This is a genomic window from Ectothiorhodospira lacustris, assembly GCF_022227785.1.
In the GTDB taxonomy this organism is placed as follows: Bacteria; Pseudomonadota; Gammaproteobacteria; order Ectothiorhodospirales; family Ectothiorhodospiraceae; genus Ectothiorhodospira; species Ectothiorhodospira lacustris.
Genome location: NZ_JAJNQM010000077.1, coordinates 1 through 16,561 on the forward strand (window position 1 = coordinate 1; position 16,561 = coordinate 16,561).

Sequence of the window (16,561 nt, forward strand, 5' to 3'; positions counted from 1 at the left end):
CCGCGGTCCTGAAGGTGGCGGATTTGGGTCGGCCGATGGCCGGGCCGGTGAGGGCGTCCACCACATCCGCCCCCAGGCCCATCGCTTCGGCATGGTGGATGGTGGCCACCAGGGAGAAGACGCCGATGCGGTTGGCGATGAAATTGGGGGTATCCCGAGCACGGATCACTCCCTTGCCCAATCCGCCCACCAGAAAGGTCTCCAGGGCATCCAGCACCTCGGGATCGGTTTCTCGCCCGGGGATCAGTTCCACCAGGTGCATGTAGCGGGGAGGATTGAAGAAATGAACGCCGCAGAAGCGGCGGCGCAGGGATTTGGGCAGGACATCGGCCAGGGCATTGATGGACAGCCCCGAGGTGTTGCTGGCCAGCAGGGCATCCTCGGACAGGAAGGGGATGATGCGACCGTAGAGTTCCCGCTTGAGTTCCATGCGCTCGGCGATGGCCTCGATGATGAAATCGCACTCGGACAGGGCCGACAGACCGGTGTCATAGTTAGCGGGACGGATGTGGGCGCCGTCGGCCGGGTCCGCCAGGGGGGCGGGCTGCATCTTGCCCAACCCTTGAATGGCCCGACGGGCATGGGCATTGGGATCGCCGCCTTCGGCCGGCAGCTCGAACAGAACCACCGGGATGCCGGCATTGACCAGATGGGCGGCGATCTGCGCCCCCATCACCCCGGCACCCAGCACGGCGGCACGCCGGATGAAGGTGGGCGCCGGACGAAAGGGGGCGCCAAGCGCCGCCTGGTGCATCATCACTGAACTCATGGACTCCTCCATTATCTTGAGTGGGCCTGACGATCGGCCCGGTGGGGGCTTTGGTGCCCGTCATACAGCGCCTCCAGTTCGTCCTGGAAGCATTTGAGGATGTTGTTGCGCTTGAGCTTGAGGGTGGGGGTGAGCATGGCGTTGTCCACGCTCCAGGGTTCCGGCAGGACCCGCAGACGTCGCACCTGGACGTAGCCCGGGAAGCTGCGCAGCAGACCACCGATCCGCTCCAGCACCCAGGCTTCCACCTCCGGCGCGGTACTGGCGGCGTCCATGTGGCCGGGCAGGCCGTGCTCGGCAGCCACCTCCTGCCAGATCGCCTCGTTGAGCACCACCAGCGCCACCAGATAGGGGCGCCCCTCGCCCACCACCATCACCTGCTCGAACATCGGGTCGTTGGCGATGGCCATCTCCACCTCGATGGGCGGCACCTTCTCGCCGTTGGCCAGGACGATGATTTCCTTGATCCGGCCCGTGATGGTGATGCGTCCCTCCGGGTCCAGGCGGGCCTTGTCGCCGGTGCGCAGCCAACCATCCCGGGTCAGGGCCTGACGGTCGGCGGCGGGGTTGTTCCAGTAACCGGCCATGATGTTGGGTCCGCGCGCCTGGAGTTCATCCTGTTCCCCGATCCGTACTTCCACCCCGGGCAGAGGCTTGCCCACAGTGCCCGGGCGGTTATCTTTCAGGGTGTTCACGGCGATGACCGGACTGGATTCGGTGAGTCCGTAGCCTTCCAGCACCGGGACGCCCAGGGCCAGAAACAGGCGGGAGATCTCGGGGCTGAGCGGTGCGCCGCCGCTGATGGCCACCCGCAGGCGCCCTCCCAGGCGGCGGGTGACCTTGCCGGCTACCAGGGCGCTGAGCAGGGGCCAGGACAGTTCCCGCGGGTGCCAGGGAACCAGGCCCTGCCCTCTCTGGTAGCGGTGCCAGCCCACCGCCGTCGCCTGATGAAACAGCCTGCGCGCCACCGGGGGCTTATCCTTGAGGCCCATCAGGATGCGTCCGTAGACCCGTTCATAGATGCGCGGTACCGAGACCAGGGCAGTGGGACGGTGATAGGCCAGGTCTTCGGGCAGATCGGGGACCGACCGGGCATAGGCCACCGTGGCACCGGCCATGACGGGCACGTAGTAGCCGATGGTGCGCTCCAAGGTATGGGAGAGAGGCAGGAAGGACAGGAACAGATCGTCCGGATAGATGGGGATGCGCTGCAGACCGGCCCAGGCGTTCTCCAGCATGTTCCGGTGGGACAACCTCACGCCCTTGGGGCGCCCCGTGGAGCCGGAGGTATAGACGATGGAGGCCAGGTCATGGCCATCATCGGCGGGTGTCGGTTCGGCCCTGCCCTCGCCCCCCCGATCCAGCCACTGGCGCAGACTCATGACCCGCCCCCGACTGTCCATGGGACCCGTCGCCTGGGTCACGATCACCCGCTGCAGCCGCTTGAGGGTCTGCCCACTCTGTTCGATACCGCGCCAGGCCTCCATGTGTTGAAGGATGAGCACGCTGGCGCCGCTGTCTTCCAGGATGTAGGCCAGGTTGTCGGCCCGGTCGCTGGTGTAGAGAGGGACGACCACCAGTCCCAGGCCCAGGGCCGCCTGATCAAAGGTCAGCCACTCACCGCTGTTGGGCAGCATGACGGCCACCACGTCCCCGGGCTTGAGGCCTTCCCGGGCCAGGGCCGCCTGCCAACGCCCCACCGCCGCTGCGGTGGTCGCCCAGCTAAAACCCCGCCAGATGCCCAGGTCGGCATCGAACTGGTGATAGGCGATGGCCTCGGGGGTGCGCCGCACCCGTTCCAGGAACAGCCGGTGCAAGGTGCCGACCTCCCCCGGGGGGATGTAATCCGTTCGCGTTCCCATGGTGTTTCCTCCGATCCTGTCGGGGCTGTCTGTGCAGCCTGAATTCATGATTTCCGATGATTTCATTCGGTTCATGATCAGCCACTGAGCTGATGATGCACCGCAAAAGATTGAACGTTTGTTTGAATTTGACTTAAAAAAAATACGCATGCCGACGCAAACGAGCATTCTGCAGTAGTCGTGCTGCATTGCGTCATTAAAACGTTCGTTTTACGTCTTTTTAAAAAAACGTACTCACTCCATAACCGGCACCTCAGGCCAAGTCGTGAGGGGCCGTTTCCAGAACATCCCGGGCCTGCGCCAATTCTTCCGGTAACGGTGCCCGCAGGCCTGCGGCCAGAAAAGGCACCACCCGACGGATGATCTCTCGCGGCTCTTCCTGTTCCGAATTCCGGCTGGCCGCCAGCAACTGCATCATGTCGTTGCCGGCCATCACGTAGGACATGACGCCCACCAGGAAATGCAGCCGCCAGTAGAGTTCCGTCTTGGGCAGCTCGGGCAGCACCGTCCGAAAGGCCGGCTTGAAGCGGTTCACCAGCGCCTCGTTGGCATGGCGCATGTGCTCGTGCAGAAAGCTGGCATGTTCCGTATAGGTGCGTCCCATCAGGCGCACGAAGCGACTGCCACCGCCCCCATCCCGACTCAACTCCAGGGGCGGGCCGATGAAGGCCTCGATCAAACCCTCCAGGGTCACACGGCCCTGGCGCTCCAGACGATCCAGGCGCCGGATGCGCTCCCGGTTGAGGGGCTCCAGTCGCCGGGCCAGCACCGCCTTGATGAGCCCTTCCTTGGAGCCGAAGTGATAATTCACCGCCGCCAGATTGACCTCGGCATGGGAGGTGATCTGGCGCAGGGAGGTCTGTCCAAGGCCGCGTTCGGCAAACAGTTGCTCCGCCGTATCCAGGATACGATCCTTGGTGTCGCTCGCTTCAGCCATGATGCCTTTCGGAATAGTAAACGTACGTTTATTTATAACGCACCGGACGGGCAGGTCAAGGAGAATTTGATACAACGCAATTCCAAGCCCCCTCGCCCACGCCGGGCAATGCGTCTGCTAGTAAATGCGGCGCTCTCCATCCGGCCGGGTCTTGAAGAACCGCAACGTCCAAAGATACTGAGCCGGATCCCGGCGGATGAGGGCTTCCAGTGCAGCATTCATGCGGGCCGCGTCGGCCGCGTCATCCCCGCTGGGAAAACCTTCCAGCGGCGGCGCCATCACCAGCTCGTAACAGTCCTCATCGGTGCGGTAGAAGCCGATCGCGGGTACCACCGGCGCCCCGGTGAGTTTCACCAGACGCCCCAAGGCCGGTACCGTGGCCTTGGGGATGCCGAAAAAGGGGGCGAACACGGCGTGCTCCCGCCCCAGGTCCTCGTCGCCCAGGTAGTAGAACACCTTGCCCAGGCGAATATGGCGAATGGCCGGGCGCAGGCCCTGGTCCCGGGAAAACATGGCGGCGCCGTACTGGGATCGGCTGCGGGTGTTGATCCACTCCACCACCGGGTTGGACATGGGCTTGGCAAAGGACACGCCGCCCACCTCCAGGCTCAGCCGCAGACCGCCGAAATCCAGCGCCGGGGCATGGGCGGCACAGAGGATCACCGGCCGGCCGGCCTGCTGCATGGCCAGTACCCCGGCCTCGTCCACCAACCGGATGCGCTCCCGGTGGCGGCGGCGGCTGCCGAACCACAGCAGGGGGTAGTCGACGAAGCATTGACCGGCAATGCGGAAATGGTCCCGCAGCACCTGTTCCCGGCGGGCGGCGTCCCAGTCGGGGAAACACAGGCGCAGGTTCACATCGGCAAAGTGCCGACGCTTGCCACCGCTGCGCCAGGCCATCCAGCCCACCAGCCGGCCCAGCCCCAGGGCCACGGGCCGCGGCAGCCACATGATCACCCACAGCAGACCGACGCCCAGCCAGGTCGGCCAGTAGCGGGGGTGGAGCATGAAAGCGCGGAAGGGGGGCAGGTAGCCCTCGGGGGCCTGATCCCGCCCGGTGGTGTCGGTCAGGTCAGTCATTGATCCGGTCCGGCCAGCTGTTTCTCCGCCCGCTTGCGGAACACCTTCATCTCCTTGACCGCCTGCAGGTCCCCCTTCTGCTCGGCCACCCGGATACCCTCATCGAAGGCCTCAATGGCGTCATGCAGAGCGCCACCCTCTATGAGGGCCCGGCCCAGTAGTTTCCAGGCGGCGGAATACCCGGGGTCATGACCCACGGCGGCCCGCAGATGGATGGCGGCCTCCCCCGGCTGCCCCTCCGCCAGATGGGCGTTGCCCAGGGTGAAACGCAGCATGGCATTGTCCTGGCCGCCGGCCAGCATGGCTTCAAAACGCTGGATGTTGCTCATGGATGAACTCCCTAGAGGAAGGTCACGCTCACCTGGAACAGGCGCTCGACTTCTTTGACGCGGCGCTTGTCGGTGAGGAACAGGATCACATGGTCTTCCGCCTGGATGACCGTATCGCGGTGGGCGATGATGACCTCGTCCCCCCGCACCAAGGCACCGATGGTACAGCCCCGGGGCAGGTTGATCTCCTCCACCATGCGCCCGACCACCCTGGAGGTCTTGTTGTCGCCGTGAGCGACCGCCTCGATGGCTTCGGCGGCACCGCGGCGCAGGCTGTGCACCGCCACCACGTCGCCCCGACGCACATGGGTGAGCAGGGCGCCGATGGTCACCTGCTGGGGGGAGATGGCGATGTCGATGATGCCGCTCTGTACCAGTTCCACGTAACTGGGGCGGTTGATCAGGGACATCACCGTGCGTGCCCCAAGACGCTTGGCCAGCATGGCGGAGAGGATGTTGGCCTCGTCGTCGTTGGTCACCGCCACGTAGACATCGGTGTTTTCAATGTTCTCCTCGATCAGCAGCTCCTCGTCGGCGGCATCTCCGCTGAGCACCACCACCTTGTCCAGCACCTCGGCCAGCTCCCGGGCACGGACCGGGTTGTGCTCGATGAGCTTGACGGAAAAGTGCGGTCCCAGGGCCTGGGCCAGGCGCTTGCCGATGTTGCCGCCGCCGGCAATGATGAGACGCCGGTAAGGCTTGTCCAGCTTGCGCAGTTCGCTGGTGACGGCACGAATGTTCCGCCGGGCGGCGATGAAGAAGACTTCGTCATCCACCTCGATGACCGTCTGCCCGTCCGGGTAGATGGCGGTGTCCTTGCGAAAGATCGCGGCCACCCGGGTCTGTACCCCGGGCATGTGGCTGGCCAGGTGGCGCAGTTCCTTGCCCACCAGAGGGCCGCCATAGTAGGCCCTTACCGCCACCAGGGAGACCCGGCCATCGGCAAAATCCAGCACCTGCAGGGCGCCGGGATGTTCGATCAGGCGCTGGATGTAGTTGGTGACCTCTTCCTCGGGGCTGATCAGCACGTCGATGGGCAGGGACTCGGGGGCGAACAGGGCTGGATAGCCCAGATATTCCACCCCGCGGACCCGGGCGATCTTGGTGGGGGTATGGAACAGGGTGTAGGCCACCTGACAGGCGATCATGTTGGTCTCGTCGGAGTTGGTGACGGCGATGACCATGTCCGCGTCACGGGCGCCAGCAGCTTCCATCACCTCCGGATGGGAGGCAAAGCCGGTCACCGTACGCAGGTCCAGGCGGTCCTGCAGGGCACGCAGGATGTCCGGCCGGGTATCGACAATCGTGATGTCGTTGGCCTCGCTGGACAGGTTGTGGGCCACGGAACTGCCCACCTGCCCTGCTCCAAGAATCAGTATCTTCATTCTCTGGCCTTCTTGGGCTCAATGCCGAGGGCGCGCAGTTTACGGTATAGGTGCGTACGTTCAAGCCCCACCCGCTCCGCCAGCCGGGTCATGTGGCCGTCCACCTGCTCCATCTGGCGCAGCAGGTAGTCTCGCTCGAACTGCTCCCGGGCCTCTCGCAGGGGGAGCTCCACGTCCACCGGCGTGGTGTCCCGACAGTCCTGCGCCAGGGGGCCGCGCCCGGACAGGGCGGCTTCCGCCTCGGTCGCATCGACTTCATCGGTGTTGCCCAGGATCAGCAGACGCTGAACCAGGTTGCGCAGCTCGCGAATATTGCCGGGCCAGGGATAACGGGCCAGGTGGGCGCAGGCGGCATCGCTGAAGTGACGCAGGGGCAGGCCCTCCTCCTGGTGCAGGGCCTCGGCCTGATGGCGCAGCAGTTCGGGAATGTCCTCCGGATGTTCGCGCAGCGGCGGGACACGCAGGGGCACCACGCTCAGGCGATAGTACAGATCCTCCCGGAAACCACCGGCACGCACCAGGGCGCGCAGATCCTCGCGGGTGGCGGCCACCACCCGCACGTTGACGGCGATGGGATCACTGCCGCCGACCCGTGTCATGCGGCGGCTTTCCAAGGCGGAGAGCAGGCGCCCCTGGGTGTGCAGATCCATCTGGGCCACCTCGTCCAGATAGAGGACGCCACCCGCGGCCTGCTCCAGCAGGCCGTAGCGGATACGGTTGCCCTGCTCCTGGCCGAAGATCTCCACCGCCGCCTCATCGGCATTCATCGCCCCCACCGGCACTTCCACGAAGGGGCGGGCGGCCCGGGCACTGTGGCTGTGCAGGTAGCGGGCAAAGGTCTGCTTGCCCACGCCCGCCTCACCACTGATGAGCACCCAGGTGTCATGCTGGGCAATGCGCAGGACCTGCTCCCGCAGGGCCTGCATCACCGCGCTGGAACCCTCCGGGTGGACCACGCGACTGACCCGGCGGCGCAGACCGATATTCTCCCGGGTCAGCCGATCCGCTTCCAGTGCCCGTTCCACCGTGAGGGTGAGCTTGGCCATGGACAGGGGCTTTTCCAGAAAATCGTAGGCCCCCAGACGGGTGGCTTCCACCGCCGTCTCCACCGAGCCATGGCCGGACATCATGATCACCGGACTGGGCTGGCCGCCGGCCTCGCTCCACTCCTTGAGCAGGCTGATGCCGTCACCGTCCGGCATCCAGATATCCAGCAGGATGAGATCAAAGCGGCGTTGGCGCCGCTGCTCCCGGGCTTCTTCCACGGTGCCGGCCACGGCCACGACGTAGCCTTCATCCTCCAGGATCTCCTGAACCAGGGTCCGGATATCCGGCTCGTCATCCACTACCAGGATACAGGCTTCGTTCACACAACCTCCCTCGCATCACTTGCCGCGGCATGGAGACTGCCGGGTCCGGACAGGGGCAGGTGGATAAGGATCCGTGCCCCACCCTCGGTACGGTTTTCCGCCCAGACCATACCGCTGTGTTCTTCGACGATCTTCTTGACGATGGCCAACCCCAGACCGGTGCCCCGGGGCTTGCTGGTGACATAGGGTTCGAACAGGCGGGGCATCATGTCCTCGGGCAGGCCGCGCCCATTGTCACACACCAGGATCTCCACCATGCCGTGGTACTCATCCTGCCGTATCAAGCGTGTCGCCAGCTCCAGCTGTCCCTGAGGCGCTCCCTCCAGGGCCTCCAGGCCGTTCTTGATCAGGTTGTGCAGCAACTGGCGGACGCGACCGGCGTCGGCCACCAGGGTGGGCAGGTTGTCACACAGGTTCAGGACGAGCTGTACCGAGCTATCCCCGTGCCGATACAGTTCCGTCACCTCCCGCACCAGGCGATTCAGATCCAAAGGTACGGGACTCATGGCCGGGGGGCGGGCATAGTCGCTGAAGGCGTTGACCATGGCCTTCATGGCCTCCACCTGCTGCACGATGGTGTGCGTGGCCCGCCTGAGTACCTGCGCCTCCTCCGGCCCCAGATGGGGATGCAGCTTCTTCTGCAGACGCTCGGCGGAGAGCTGGATGGGGGTCAGAGGATTCTTGATCTCATGGGCCAGACGGCGGGCCACCTCGGCCCAAGCGGCATCCCGCTGGGCCTGCAACAGGGTGGTGATATCGTCGAACACCACTACCGGGCCACCCCGCAGACCGCCCCCGTAAGAAAGCCAGACGCCGCGACACATGAGCACCTTGCGGCCACCGGCGCCAAAGACGGTAAGCTGTTCACTCCATTCGGACTCCCGGTGATTGAAGCGACTGCGCAGGGCCTCGTTGAAGGTTTCCACCACCTTGGAATATTGCCCGATCTCATCCAGGGACCGCCCCAGGTGCCGCTCCAGGTCCACTTCCATGATTTGCGCAGCGGCGGCGTTCGCGGTCCTCAGGGTCAGGCGCCGGTCCAGGGTAATGACCCCGGACGACAGGTTCTGCAGCACCGTCTCCAGATACATGCGCTGGCTTTCCGCCAGCCGCCGGCTGCGTTCCACCTCGTCCCGGGTGGCGGCCAGGGTGCCGGTCATGCTGTTGAAGGAACTCACCAGGAAGCCCAACTCGTCATTGCGGGTGACCAACAGCTTCTTGTGATACTCACCCGCCGCCACCGAGCGGGTTCCTTCCGCCAGTTCCTGGATGGGGGCCACCAGACGCCCGGAAAAATACAGGGCCGCCCAGGTGGCCGTCATCACCGACACCAGCAGTGCCAGGGACAGGGTGGTGTTGAAGCTCTGCTTCAGGGGAACCCGCAGATAGGCAAACTCCTTATAGTCGGAAAAGGCGTCCTGGACGCTGTCCGCCAGCACGCTCATGCGGGGGGCCACCGGATAGACCGCCTGCAGGATCCGACCATCCCCGGCGGGGTCCCGGGTCGGGATCTGGGTCACGATCCGGATATGCAGGCCGTTCTCGTAGATGGGCTCCAGGGCGGCGTAACTGTTGCCCTGAGAGAGGATCAATAGCACCTCGCCCGCCGGCAGGGTCGGCAGCCGTTGCACCCGCTCACCGCTGGCATAGGCGATGATGCGGTTGTTGGCCCCGAACAGCACCAGTTCCAGGGCCTCGCTGCCCTCCCGCATGTCCCGCAGGCGCAGGGCCGCCAGGGTCTCGGAGACATCCACCAGTTCCCGCGCCAGCAGCTCGGTCTGGCGGGTATGTTGGCGCACCCTCAGGTCAAGGGATGAGCGGGACAATTCCAGGGCATCTTCCAGGGCCTTTTCCACCCGCACGTCGAACCAGCTGTCGATCCCCTCGTCCAGAAATTTGATGGAAAAGTAATAGACGATGGTGACCGGCAGCAGGGACAGGCCCACAAACAGGATCAGCAGCTTGGCGGTGAGCCGGGAACCCGGCTCCCGGCGGATGACCTGCCGGCTCACCCGCAACAGGCGTACGCAGATGGCCAGCGCCATGACGATCAGGGCCAGGGAATTGAACAGCAGCATCCAGACATAGAGGCGCTCGAAACGCTCGGAATTCTGTGCGGCATCCCCCATCACCACCAGGGACCCCAGCAGCAGCACGAACACCACGGCCATGAACAGCAACCCCACGGGGGTTTTTTTCAGCGCAGCGACCATGAGTACCACTCACTCACCGGGCTCCATTCCCGGGAAACGTACCCCCGCACACGCAGCGGCAGCGGCAGGTCTTCCGCTTTCAGGCGGGCGCGTAACCGGATGGCATAGTCCCGGTCATCATCAAGCAGGGAGGCGTCCAGCAGCGGCAGCTCCTGCAGGTCTCCCAGGGTGCTCATGGCCGACTCCAGGCGGTAGAAGGCCCGCTGGACACCGGTATTGAGGTGGGTGACGATGTAGAGGCGGCTGAGGGCGTGATACTCCACCCGATAACGCTGCACCAGTTCGGCGACTGTGGCATCCCACATCCAGTCGCGGCTGCGGTTGATCTCTATCTGGACTTCGAAGGTCAGCTTGACGCCGTTGTGAAGCGCCTCGTTGAGATTGCGGGTCAGCCGGTAATCGATATCGGCATTGAGCAGATAGATCCCGCTGACCAGTTCGGTCGCGGCCCAACGCACCTTGAGGGGAGGGTTTCCGGACGCCCCCAGCAGCCCCGGCCAAGCCAGCAGCCAGGCCAGCAGCAGGACCAGGGACGATGCCCGGAACTGGCAGGATACAGCGCTCAAATGCGGCTCAGTCGGGCATAAAAGAACCCATCCATTCCCTGCTCGCCGGCTCGCAGCTGGCGCCCGACCTCCGCGTTCAAGCCCCAGGAGGCCTCGATGGGCCGTTCCCGAGCCCCGGACTCTTCCGCCAGAAAAGGGGCGACCGTCATGACATTTTCCTCCGGCATCAGAGAACAGGTCACGTAAAGAAGCATACCCCCGGGGGCCAGCAGGGGCCAGAGCGCCCGCAGCAAACGGGCCTGCTGCGTCTGCAATGCCTGGATGTCCTCCTCCCGGCGCAGGTGCTTGATATCCGGGTGACGACGGATCACCCCGGTGGCGGAACAGGGGGCATCCAGCAGGATGCGGTCATAGCCGGGACCCTGGTGCCACTGTTCGGGCGCCCCCGCATCGGCGGCGATCAGGTGGGCATCAAAGCCCCCGCGCCGCAGGTTCTCGCGCACCCGCTCCAGACGGGCGGGGTCCGCGTCCACGGCGGTGAGATCCAGATCACCTCCGGCCTGCTCCAACAGGTGCAAGGTCTTGCCGCCCGGCGCGGCGCAGGCATCCAGCACCCGCATGCCCGGGGTACATTCCAGCAGCGGCGCCGAGAGCTGGGCAGCGGCATCCTGGACCGAGACCAGCCCTTGATCAAAACCCGGCAAGCGATCCACCGCGACAGGCTGCTCCAGGGTGAGCGCGGTTTCCACCCAGGGGTGGGGCTGTGCCGCCAAGCCCTGATCCGCCAGCGACCGGCGATAATCATCACGGCCGATGCGGGCCAGGTTGACACGAAGGGTCATCGGAGGATGGGCATTGAGGGCCTGACAGAGGGTCTCGGCGTCCTCCCCATAGGTCGAGGCCAGGCGACGGTAGAGCCAGTCCGGCAGGGCATGACGCACGGCGGGGTCATGATCCACGGAGCGGGCGATCTCATCGGCCTCCCGCTGGGCACGCCGCAGGACCCCGTTGATCAGCCCCACCGCCCATTTCTTGCGCAACCGGCGCCCCAGATCGGCCGTCTGCTGGATGGCCGCATAGTCCGGGGTGTTCATGTACAGCAGCTCGAACAGGCCCATGGCCAGGGCGCAGGCCACATCCTGATCCCGTCCCCGCAGGGGCTTGTCCATCCACTGGGCCAGCATGGCCTCAAGGCGGCGGTGCCAGCGCAGGGTGCCGTAGCTCAGGGCCTGCACCAGCCCCCGGTCGCGGGCACTGACCTGGTCAAGGCGGGTCGGCAGGGCCTCGGACAGGGAGCCGCCCTCCTGCAGGACGCGCAGGATAACGCTGAGGGCGGCTTCACGGGCGGACAGGGACATGCATGACTCCGGTGGTATTGCGGCAGAATGCCCCCTGGGGGGGAATAGGTCGATCAATGCTTGATTTTCGGGCAAAAACTCACTGGATGCAGGCAGATCAGGAACCGCCCGTATCCTGCCCCAGGCACGTCCCCAGCAGCGACCGTGCATTCAGAAATGCCGCTGCTGCCAGGGGCTTGCCGCCGGGCAACTGCAAGCAGGTGATGCGCAGGATCCCCTCGCCGGTGGCGACGTCGATCCCTTCCGGTCCCTCGGCCACCACGGTACCCGGCAGCACATCGACGGCCGCCGCCGGCAGGACCCGGGACATCCACAATCGCAACGGTTGCCCCTGATACAGGGTCTGGGCCACCGGCCAGGGGTTGAAGGCGCGGATGCAGCGGTCCAGCGCCGCCGCCGGCCGCGACCAGTCCAACAGGGCTTCCGCCTTGTCCAGTTTGCGGGCGTAGGTGGCCTGGGACTCATCCTGAGGTTCGGGCCTGATCCGGCCGGCCGCCAGGTCATCCAGACTCGGCAGCAGCAATTTTGCCCCCATCACCGCCAACTGATCATGCAGGGTCTGAGCGGTATCAGCAGGCGTGATGGGGCATTCGCCCTTGCGTAGCATGTCGCCGGTATCCAGGCCGGCCGCCATCTGCATGAGGGTGACGCCGGTTCGTTCATCCCCCTCCGCCAGGGCCCGCTGGATGGGGGCCGCGCCCCGCCAGCGGGGCAGCAGGGAGGCGTGGATGTTGACGCAGCCCAGGCGGGGGATGTCCAGCACCGACTGGGGCAGGATGAGGCCATAGGCCGCCACCACCATGAGATCCGGCCGATAGCCGCGCAGCCGTTCCTGGACCGGTTCGGGCCGCAGGCGCTCGGGCTGCTCCACGGGAACGCCGTGGGCCAGGGCCACCTGTTTCACCGGACTGGGCGTCAGCTTGCGGCCGCGCCCCGCCGGACGGTCCGGCTGGGTATAGACCGCAACGATGTCATGGGGAGAAGCAATCAGTGCCTCAAGGGCCGGCACCGCGAAATGCGGGGTGCCGGCGTAGATGATGCGCAGAGGACCGGGCAATGGAGAACCTTGTGGATAAGCGTTGAACAGGCGTAGGACGGAGCGACCGGGTCAGACCGCTTCCCGGTGGCGGGAGGCAGTGCCGGTGGAGCCGGTCAGGCGGCCCTGTTTCTCCAGCTTCTTTTTGATGCGGCCCCGCTTCAGGGATGAGATGTGATCCACGAACAGCTTGCCGTCCAGATGGTCGATCTCATGCTGGATGCAGACCGCCAGCAGGCCGCCCGCCTCCAGTTCGAAGGGCTTGCCGTCGCGATTCAAGGCCCGCACCCGCACCCGCTGGGCACGCCGCACCGGCTCGTAGAAGCCGGGGACGGACAGGCAGCCTTCCTCGGTCTCCACGTCTCCCTCGCGGCCGACGATCTCCGGATTGATCAGGCAGATGGGGTGCAGGCCCTGGCCGGACCGCTCATCGGAGCCCTCCTCGGCCACGTCCATCACCACCACCCGGTGCAGCACCCCCACCTGGGTCGCGGCCAGGCCGATGCCCGAGGCGTGGTACATGGTCTCGAACATGTCGTCCACCAACTTGCGGATGGTGTCATCCACCACCTTGACGGTTTCGGCCTGACGACGCAGCCGGGGATCGGGAAAATGCAAGATTTCTAGCAGGGCCATGACCGCTCATCCGCTAAAGTGGGTGTATGTGTGCAGGCTCAAAATCATTTCTGCTACAGTTGGGATCATATTAGATCATTGCCGTACAGGTCGGGTTCTTTACTCCAGCCATGGGGCTTCCATGGGCTGTCTTCGGGGCAGTGCCACGGAAGGGTCCGGAACAATGATGCCTTAGTGACGAGGGGAAACCATGTCCGCTCCCAATCCGCGGCGTATCGGGCGCCGCCTGTCCGCCGTAACGCTTATTCTAGCGTTCCTGGCCTCAGGATGCGCCACCACGCCACCGGAGCCGGAACCATTGCCGCCGGTACCGGCGGCGGCGGCACCCGCCCCTGCGCCGCCTCCGGCGGAAGTCCGCATCCGCCCCACCGCACCGGAACGCTACGTGGTCCAGCGAGGCGACACCCTGTGGGACATCTCCAACCGGTTCCTGCGCGACCCCTGGTTCTGGCCCGAGATCTGGGTCAGCAACCCGCAGATCGCCAACCCTCACCTGATCTATCCCGGTGACATCATCACCCTGTACTACGTGGACGGCCGCCCCCATCTCACCGTGGATGGAGGACCGCGGGTCCGGCCCACCCTGCGTCTCTCGCCCCAGGTCAGGGCTGAGCCCCTGCCGCCCTCCATGGATGTTCCGATCCAGGCCCTGCAGCAATTCCTGATTCGTCCCAGAGTTGTGACAAAGGAGCAGTTGGAAGATTCCGCCTATCTGATGGCCGCCCGCGATGAACGCCTGGTATTCGGTGCCCATGATCGCCTCTACGCCCGCCGTCTGCAGGGAGAACCCCTCGGCCGACGTTTTGACGTGTTCCGGGCCGGCGGTGAACTCAGGGACCCGAAGACCCGGGAACTGCTGGGCTACGAGGCCATCCCCGTCGGCGAGGCCGAACTGGTTCGGGGAGGCGATCCGGCCACGGTACTGCTGGTACGCAGCGATCGCGAGGCCCTGATCGGGGATCGCCTGCTGCATCAGGAGGCCGAGGAGCAGAACTTCCTCTTCACCCCTTCCGCACCGCCCAGGGAGGCGGAAGGCCAGATCATCTCCCTGTTCGACGCCATCAGTCAGATCGCCCGTTTTCAGGTGGCGGTCATCAACCTGGGGGAACGGGAAGGCATTGAGCGTGGCCATGTCTTTGCCACCTACCAGTCCGGCCGGGTCGTCCGTGACCGCCTGGCAGGACGTCTGGGTGAGCAGGTCACCCTGCCCGATGAACGGGTCGGCCTGGTCATGGTGTTCCGTACCTTCGAGAAGGTGAGCTACGCCCTGGTGATGGAGTCCACCCATCCCATCGAGAGAGGCTTCACCGTCAAGCGCCCCTGAGCGGGGCACAGGGACAGGGCTACGACATATGGATTCGTCCGCGCTGACCGCCTGGCTCCACCTCCTGCACGCACCGGGGGTGGGGCCCGCCACCTTCATGCGCCTGCTGCAGCAGCATGCCACGCCCCAGGGTGTGCTGGCAGCCGGTCCGTCCGCCTGGCGCCAGGCGGGCCTGTCGGCGACGGCCATCACCTTTCTCCAGGAAGAAACACCACCGGGGGTTCAAGCGGATCTGGATTGGGCCGGCCGGGAGGGACATCACATCCTGACCCTGGCGGACCCCCGCTATCCGGTCCGCCTGAAGGACATCCCGGGACCACCCCCGGTCCTGTACGTGGTGGGGGATCCCCAGGTGCTGTCCTGGCCCATGCTGGCAGTGGTGGGCAGCCGCCACCCCACACCCGGCGGCCGTGAAACCGCCACCGCCTTCAGTGCTCACCTGGCCCGCCGCGGGCTGGTGATCGCCAGCGGCCTGGCCAAAGGCATCGATGCCGCCGCCCATGAAGGCGCTCTGGCGGCCCATGGCCTGACCGTCGCGGTGACGGGCACCGGCCCTGACCGGATCTATCCCGCCGCCCACCGCAACCTGGGGCATCGCATCGTGGCCGAAGGGGCCATGGTGACGGAACTCCCCACCGGCACCCCGGCCACACCGCAGAACTTCCCCCGGCGCAACCGTATCCTGGCGGGCCTGGCGGTGGGGACCCTGGTGGTGGAGGCGGCCACCCGCAGCGGCTCCCTGATCACCGCCCGGCTGGCGGCGGAACAGGGGCGGGAGGTGTTTGCCATCCCCGGCTCCATCCATAACCCTCTGGCCCGGGGCTGTCATCGCCTGATCCGCGAGGGCGCCAAACTGGTGGAGACGGCGGATGATATCCTTGAAGAGTTGGGGGAGCTTCTGCCGCCCTGCTCTCCGGCCCCGGCAACGGATCCCCCATCGGCCGTCGCCGCGACGGCGCCGGATGGGGACCACACCCGGCTGCTCGAAGCCATGGGGCATGACCCGGTGGCGGTGGATCAGCTCGTGGCCCGCACCAGATTGACCGTGAGTGCGGTTTCCTCCATGCTGCTGCTCATGGAGTTGCGCGGCCAGGTGGCCTCCTTGTCCGGTGGTCGTTACGTCCGCCTGCTGTCGGAAAGCGGAAAATGAAAGAAAACGTACTTGATGTCCTGATGTATTTATTTGAAAACTATATTGATGACGATACCGAGCTTGAGCCGGATCGTGAGCAGCTTCAGGACCTTCTGCTGGATGCCGGTTTCCCGGTGGCCGAGATCCACAAGGCCTTCGACTGGCTGGAAAACCTGGCCGGCCAGGATTCCCCGCAGACGGTGCATGCCGGCTCGGCACTGCGTCTCTACACAGAGGCCGAGATGAACCGCATGGATGCAGAAAGCCGTGGCTTTCTGCTGTTTCTGGAACAAAACGGTGTCCTTAGCCCCGCCACCCGCGAGGTGGTCATCAACCGGATCATGGATCTGGATGCCGAAGACATCAGCCTGGAAGAAATCAAATGGATCACGCTCATGGTGCTGTTCAATCAGCCCGGGCAGGAAGCCGCCTATACCTGGCTGGAGAACATGATGTTCGACAGCCCGCCGGAGTATCTGCACTGAAACCCCACAAAGAACAACAGGTAGCCAGGACATGAGCAAGAACCTGGTCATCGTCGAGTCTCCCGCCAAGGCCAAGACCATCAAGAAGTACCTCGGTAGCGATTTCGAGGTACTGGCCTCCTATGGCCACGTGCGCGAC

The 16,561-nt window shown here is 65.4% G+C and carries 16 protein-coding genes; 4 read left to right on the forward strand and 12 right to left on the reverse strand.

Annotation, left to right across the window (positions count from 1 at the left end; translation table 11 throughout):
• From LQ952_RS13020 to def, 12 genes are all read right to left on the reverse strand, one after another.
• Window positions 1-769: 3-hydroxyacyl-CoA dehydrogenase family protein (locus tag LQ952_RS13020; RefSeq protein WP_238623060.1), on the reverse strand; the 769-nt coding region annotated here is incomplete at its 3' end.
• Window positions 770-780: 11 nt separating this feature from the next.
• The gene (locus LQ952_RS13025) at window positions 781-2,631 is read right to left on the reverse strand and encodes an AMP-dependent synthetase/ligase (RefSeq protein ID WP_238623061.1); all 1,851 of its coding nucleotides are present in this window, start codon (window positions 2,629-2,631) and stop codon (window positions 781-783) included.
• Between the two features lie 253 nt (window positions 2,632-2,884).
• Entirely contained in the window at window positions 2,885-3,568 is a 684-nt protein-coding gene (locus LQ952_RS13030) for a TetR/AcrR family transcriptional regulator (RefSeq protein WP_238623062.1), read from the reverse strand.
• Window positions 3,569-3,685: 117 nt separating this feature from the next.
• Window positions 3,686-4,648, reverse strand: a complete 963-nt coding sequence (locus tag LQ952_RS13035; RefSeq protein ID WP_238623063.1) for an LpxL/LpxP family acyltransferase — start codon at window positions 4,646-4,648, stop codon at window positions 3,686-3,688.
• Entirely contained in the window at window positions 4,645-4,977 is a 333-nt protein-coding gene (locus tag LQ952_RS13040; protein ID WP_238623064.1) for a tetratricopeptide repeat protein, read from the reverse strand. The genes LQ952_RS13035 and LQ952_RS13040 overlap by 4 nt, the downstream gene beginning before the upstream one ends.
• 11 nt (window positions 4,978-4,988) lie before the next feature.
• The gene (gene trkA / locus LQ952_RS13045; protein WP_238623065.1) at window positions 4,989-6,362 is read right to left on the reverse strand and encodes a Trk system potassium transporter TrkA; all 1,374 of its coding nucleotides are present in this window, start codon (window positions 6,360-6,362) and stop codon (window positions 4,989-4,991) included.
• Entirely contained in the window at window positions 6,359-7,732 is a 1,374-nt protein-coding gene (locus LQ952_RS13050; RefSeq protein WP_238623066.1) for a sigma-54-dependent transcriptional regulator, read from the reverse strand. The genes trkA and LQ952_RS13050 overlap by 4 nt, the downstream gene beginning before the upstream one ends.
• A complete protein-coding gene (locus tag LQ952_RS13055; protein ID WP_238623067.1) occupies window positions 7,729-9,945 on the reverse strand; it encodes a sensor histidine kinase in 2,217 nt (738 codons plus the stop codon). The genes LQ952_RS13050 and LQ952_RS13055 overlap by 4 nt, the downstream gene beginning before the upstream one ends.
• Window positions 9,930-10,511, reverse strand: coding sequence for a DUF4390 domain-containing protein (locus LQ952_RS13060; RefSeq protein ID WP_238623068.1), 582 nt, complete (start codon window positions 10,509-10,511; stop codon window positions 9,930-9,932). Before LQ952_RS13060 ends, LQ952_RS13055 begins: the two co-directional genes overlap by 16 nt.
• The gene (gene rsmB / locus LQ952_RS13065; protein WP_238623069.1) at window positions 10,508-11,809 is read right to left on the reverse strand and encodes a 16S rRNA (cytosine(967)-C(5))-methyltransferase RsmB; all 1,302 of its coding nucleotides are present in this window, start codon (window positions 11,807-11,809) and stop codon (window positions 10,508-10,510) included. Before rsmB ends, LQ952_RS13060 begins: the two co-directional genes overlap by 4 nt.
• 97 nt (window positions 11,810-11,906) lie before the next feature.
• Complete coding sequence (fmt, locus tag LQ952_RS13070) at window positions 11,907-12,866, reverse strand: methionyl-tRNA formyltransferase (RefSeq protein WP_238623070.1); 960 nt, start codon at window positions 12,864-12,866, stop codon at window positions 11,907-11,909.
• Between the two features lie 51 nt (window positions 12,867-12,917).
• Window positions 12,918-13,481 carry a peptide deformylase gene (def, locus tag LQ952_RS13075; protein ID WP_238623071.1) on the reverse strand — a complete coding sequence of 188 codons (564 nt, stop codon included), beginning with the start codon at window positions 13,479-13,481 and terminating at the stop codon, window positions 12,918-12,920.
• Between the two features lie 190 nt (window positions 13,482-13,671).
• Here def and LQ952_RS13080 point away from each other — a divergent pair, with 190 nt between their 5' ends.
• From LQ952_RS13080 to LQ952_RS16075, 4 genes are all read left to right on the forward strand, one after another.
• Complete coding sequence (locus tag LQ952_RS13080; RefSeq protein ID WP_238623072.1) at window positions 13,672-14,805, forward strand: LysM peptidoglycan-binding domain-containing protein; 1,134 nt, start codon at window positions 13,672-13,674, stop codon at window positions 14,803-14,805.
• A 28-nt stretch (window positions 14,806-14,833) separates the two neighbouring features.
• Complete coding sequence (dprA, locus tag LQ952_RS13085) at window positions 14,834-15,955, forward strand: DNA-processing protein DprA (RefSeq protein WP_238623073.1); 1,122 nt, start codon at window positions 14,834-14,836, stop codon at window positions 15,953-15,955.
• Window positions 15,952-16,422, forward strand: coding sequence for a DUF494 family protein (locus LQ952_RS13090; RefSeq protein WP_238623074.1), 471 nt, complete (start codon window positions 15,952-15,954; stop codon window positions 16,420-16,422). The genes dprA and LQ952_RS13090 overlap by 4 nt, the downstream gene beginning before the upstream one ends.
• 31 nt (window positions 16,423-16,453) lie before the next feature.
• Window positions 16,454-16,561, forward strand: a 108-nt coding sequence (locus LQ952_RS16075; RefSeq protein ID WP_430733775.1) for a toprim domain-containing protein, incomplete at its 3' end; no start/stop codon positions are given.

Bases quoted from the DNA above. Each gene is read 5' to 3' on its own strand.
- LQ952_RS13035 (WP_238623063.1), bottom strand. From the start codon at position 4,648: ATGACTGACCTGACCGACACCACCGGGCGGGATCAGGCCCCCGAGGGC.
- LQ952_RS13090 (WP_238623074.1), top strand. From the start codon at position 15,952: ATGAAAGAAAACGTACTTGATGTCCTGATGTATTTATTTGAAAACTAT.
- LQ952_RS13040 (WP_238623064.1), bottom strand. From the start codon at position 4,977: ATGAGCAACATCCAGCGTTTTGAAGCCATGCTGGCCGGCGGCCAGGAC.
- def (WP_238623071.1), bottom strand. From the start codon at position 13,481: ATGGCCCTGCTAGAAATCTTGCATTTTCCCGATCCCCGGCTGCGTCGT.
- trkA (WP_238623065.1), bottom strand. From the start codon at position 6,362: ATGAAGATACTGATTCTTGGAGCAGGGCAGGTGGGCAGTTCCGTGGCC.
- LQ952_RS13080 (WP_238623072.1), top strand. From the start codon at position 13,672: ATGTCCGCTCCCAATCCGCGGCGTATCGGGCGCCGCCTGTCCGCCGTA.
- rsmB (WP_238623069.1), bottom strand. From the start codon at position 11,809: ATGTCCCTGTCCGCCCGTGAAGCCGCCCTCAGCGTTATCCTGCGCGTC.
- LQ952_RS13030 (WP_238623062.1), bottom strand. From the start codon at position 3,568: ATGGCTGAAGCGAGCGACACCAAGGATCGTATCCTGGATACGGCGGAG.
- LQ952_RS13025 (WP_238623061.1), bottom strand. From the start codon at position 2,631: ATGGGAACGCGAACGGATTACATCCCCCCGGGGGAGGTCGGCACCTTG.
- dprA (WP_238623073.1), top strand. From the start codon at position 14,834: ATGGATTCGTCCGCGCTGACCGCCTGGCTCCACCTCCTGCACGCACCG.
- LQ952_RS13055 (WP_238623067.1), bottom strand. From the start codon at position 9,945: ATGGTCGCTGCGCTGAAAAAAACCCCCGTGGGGTTGCTGTTCATGGCC.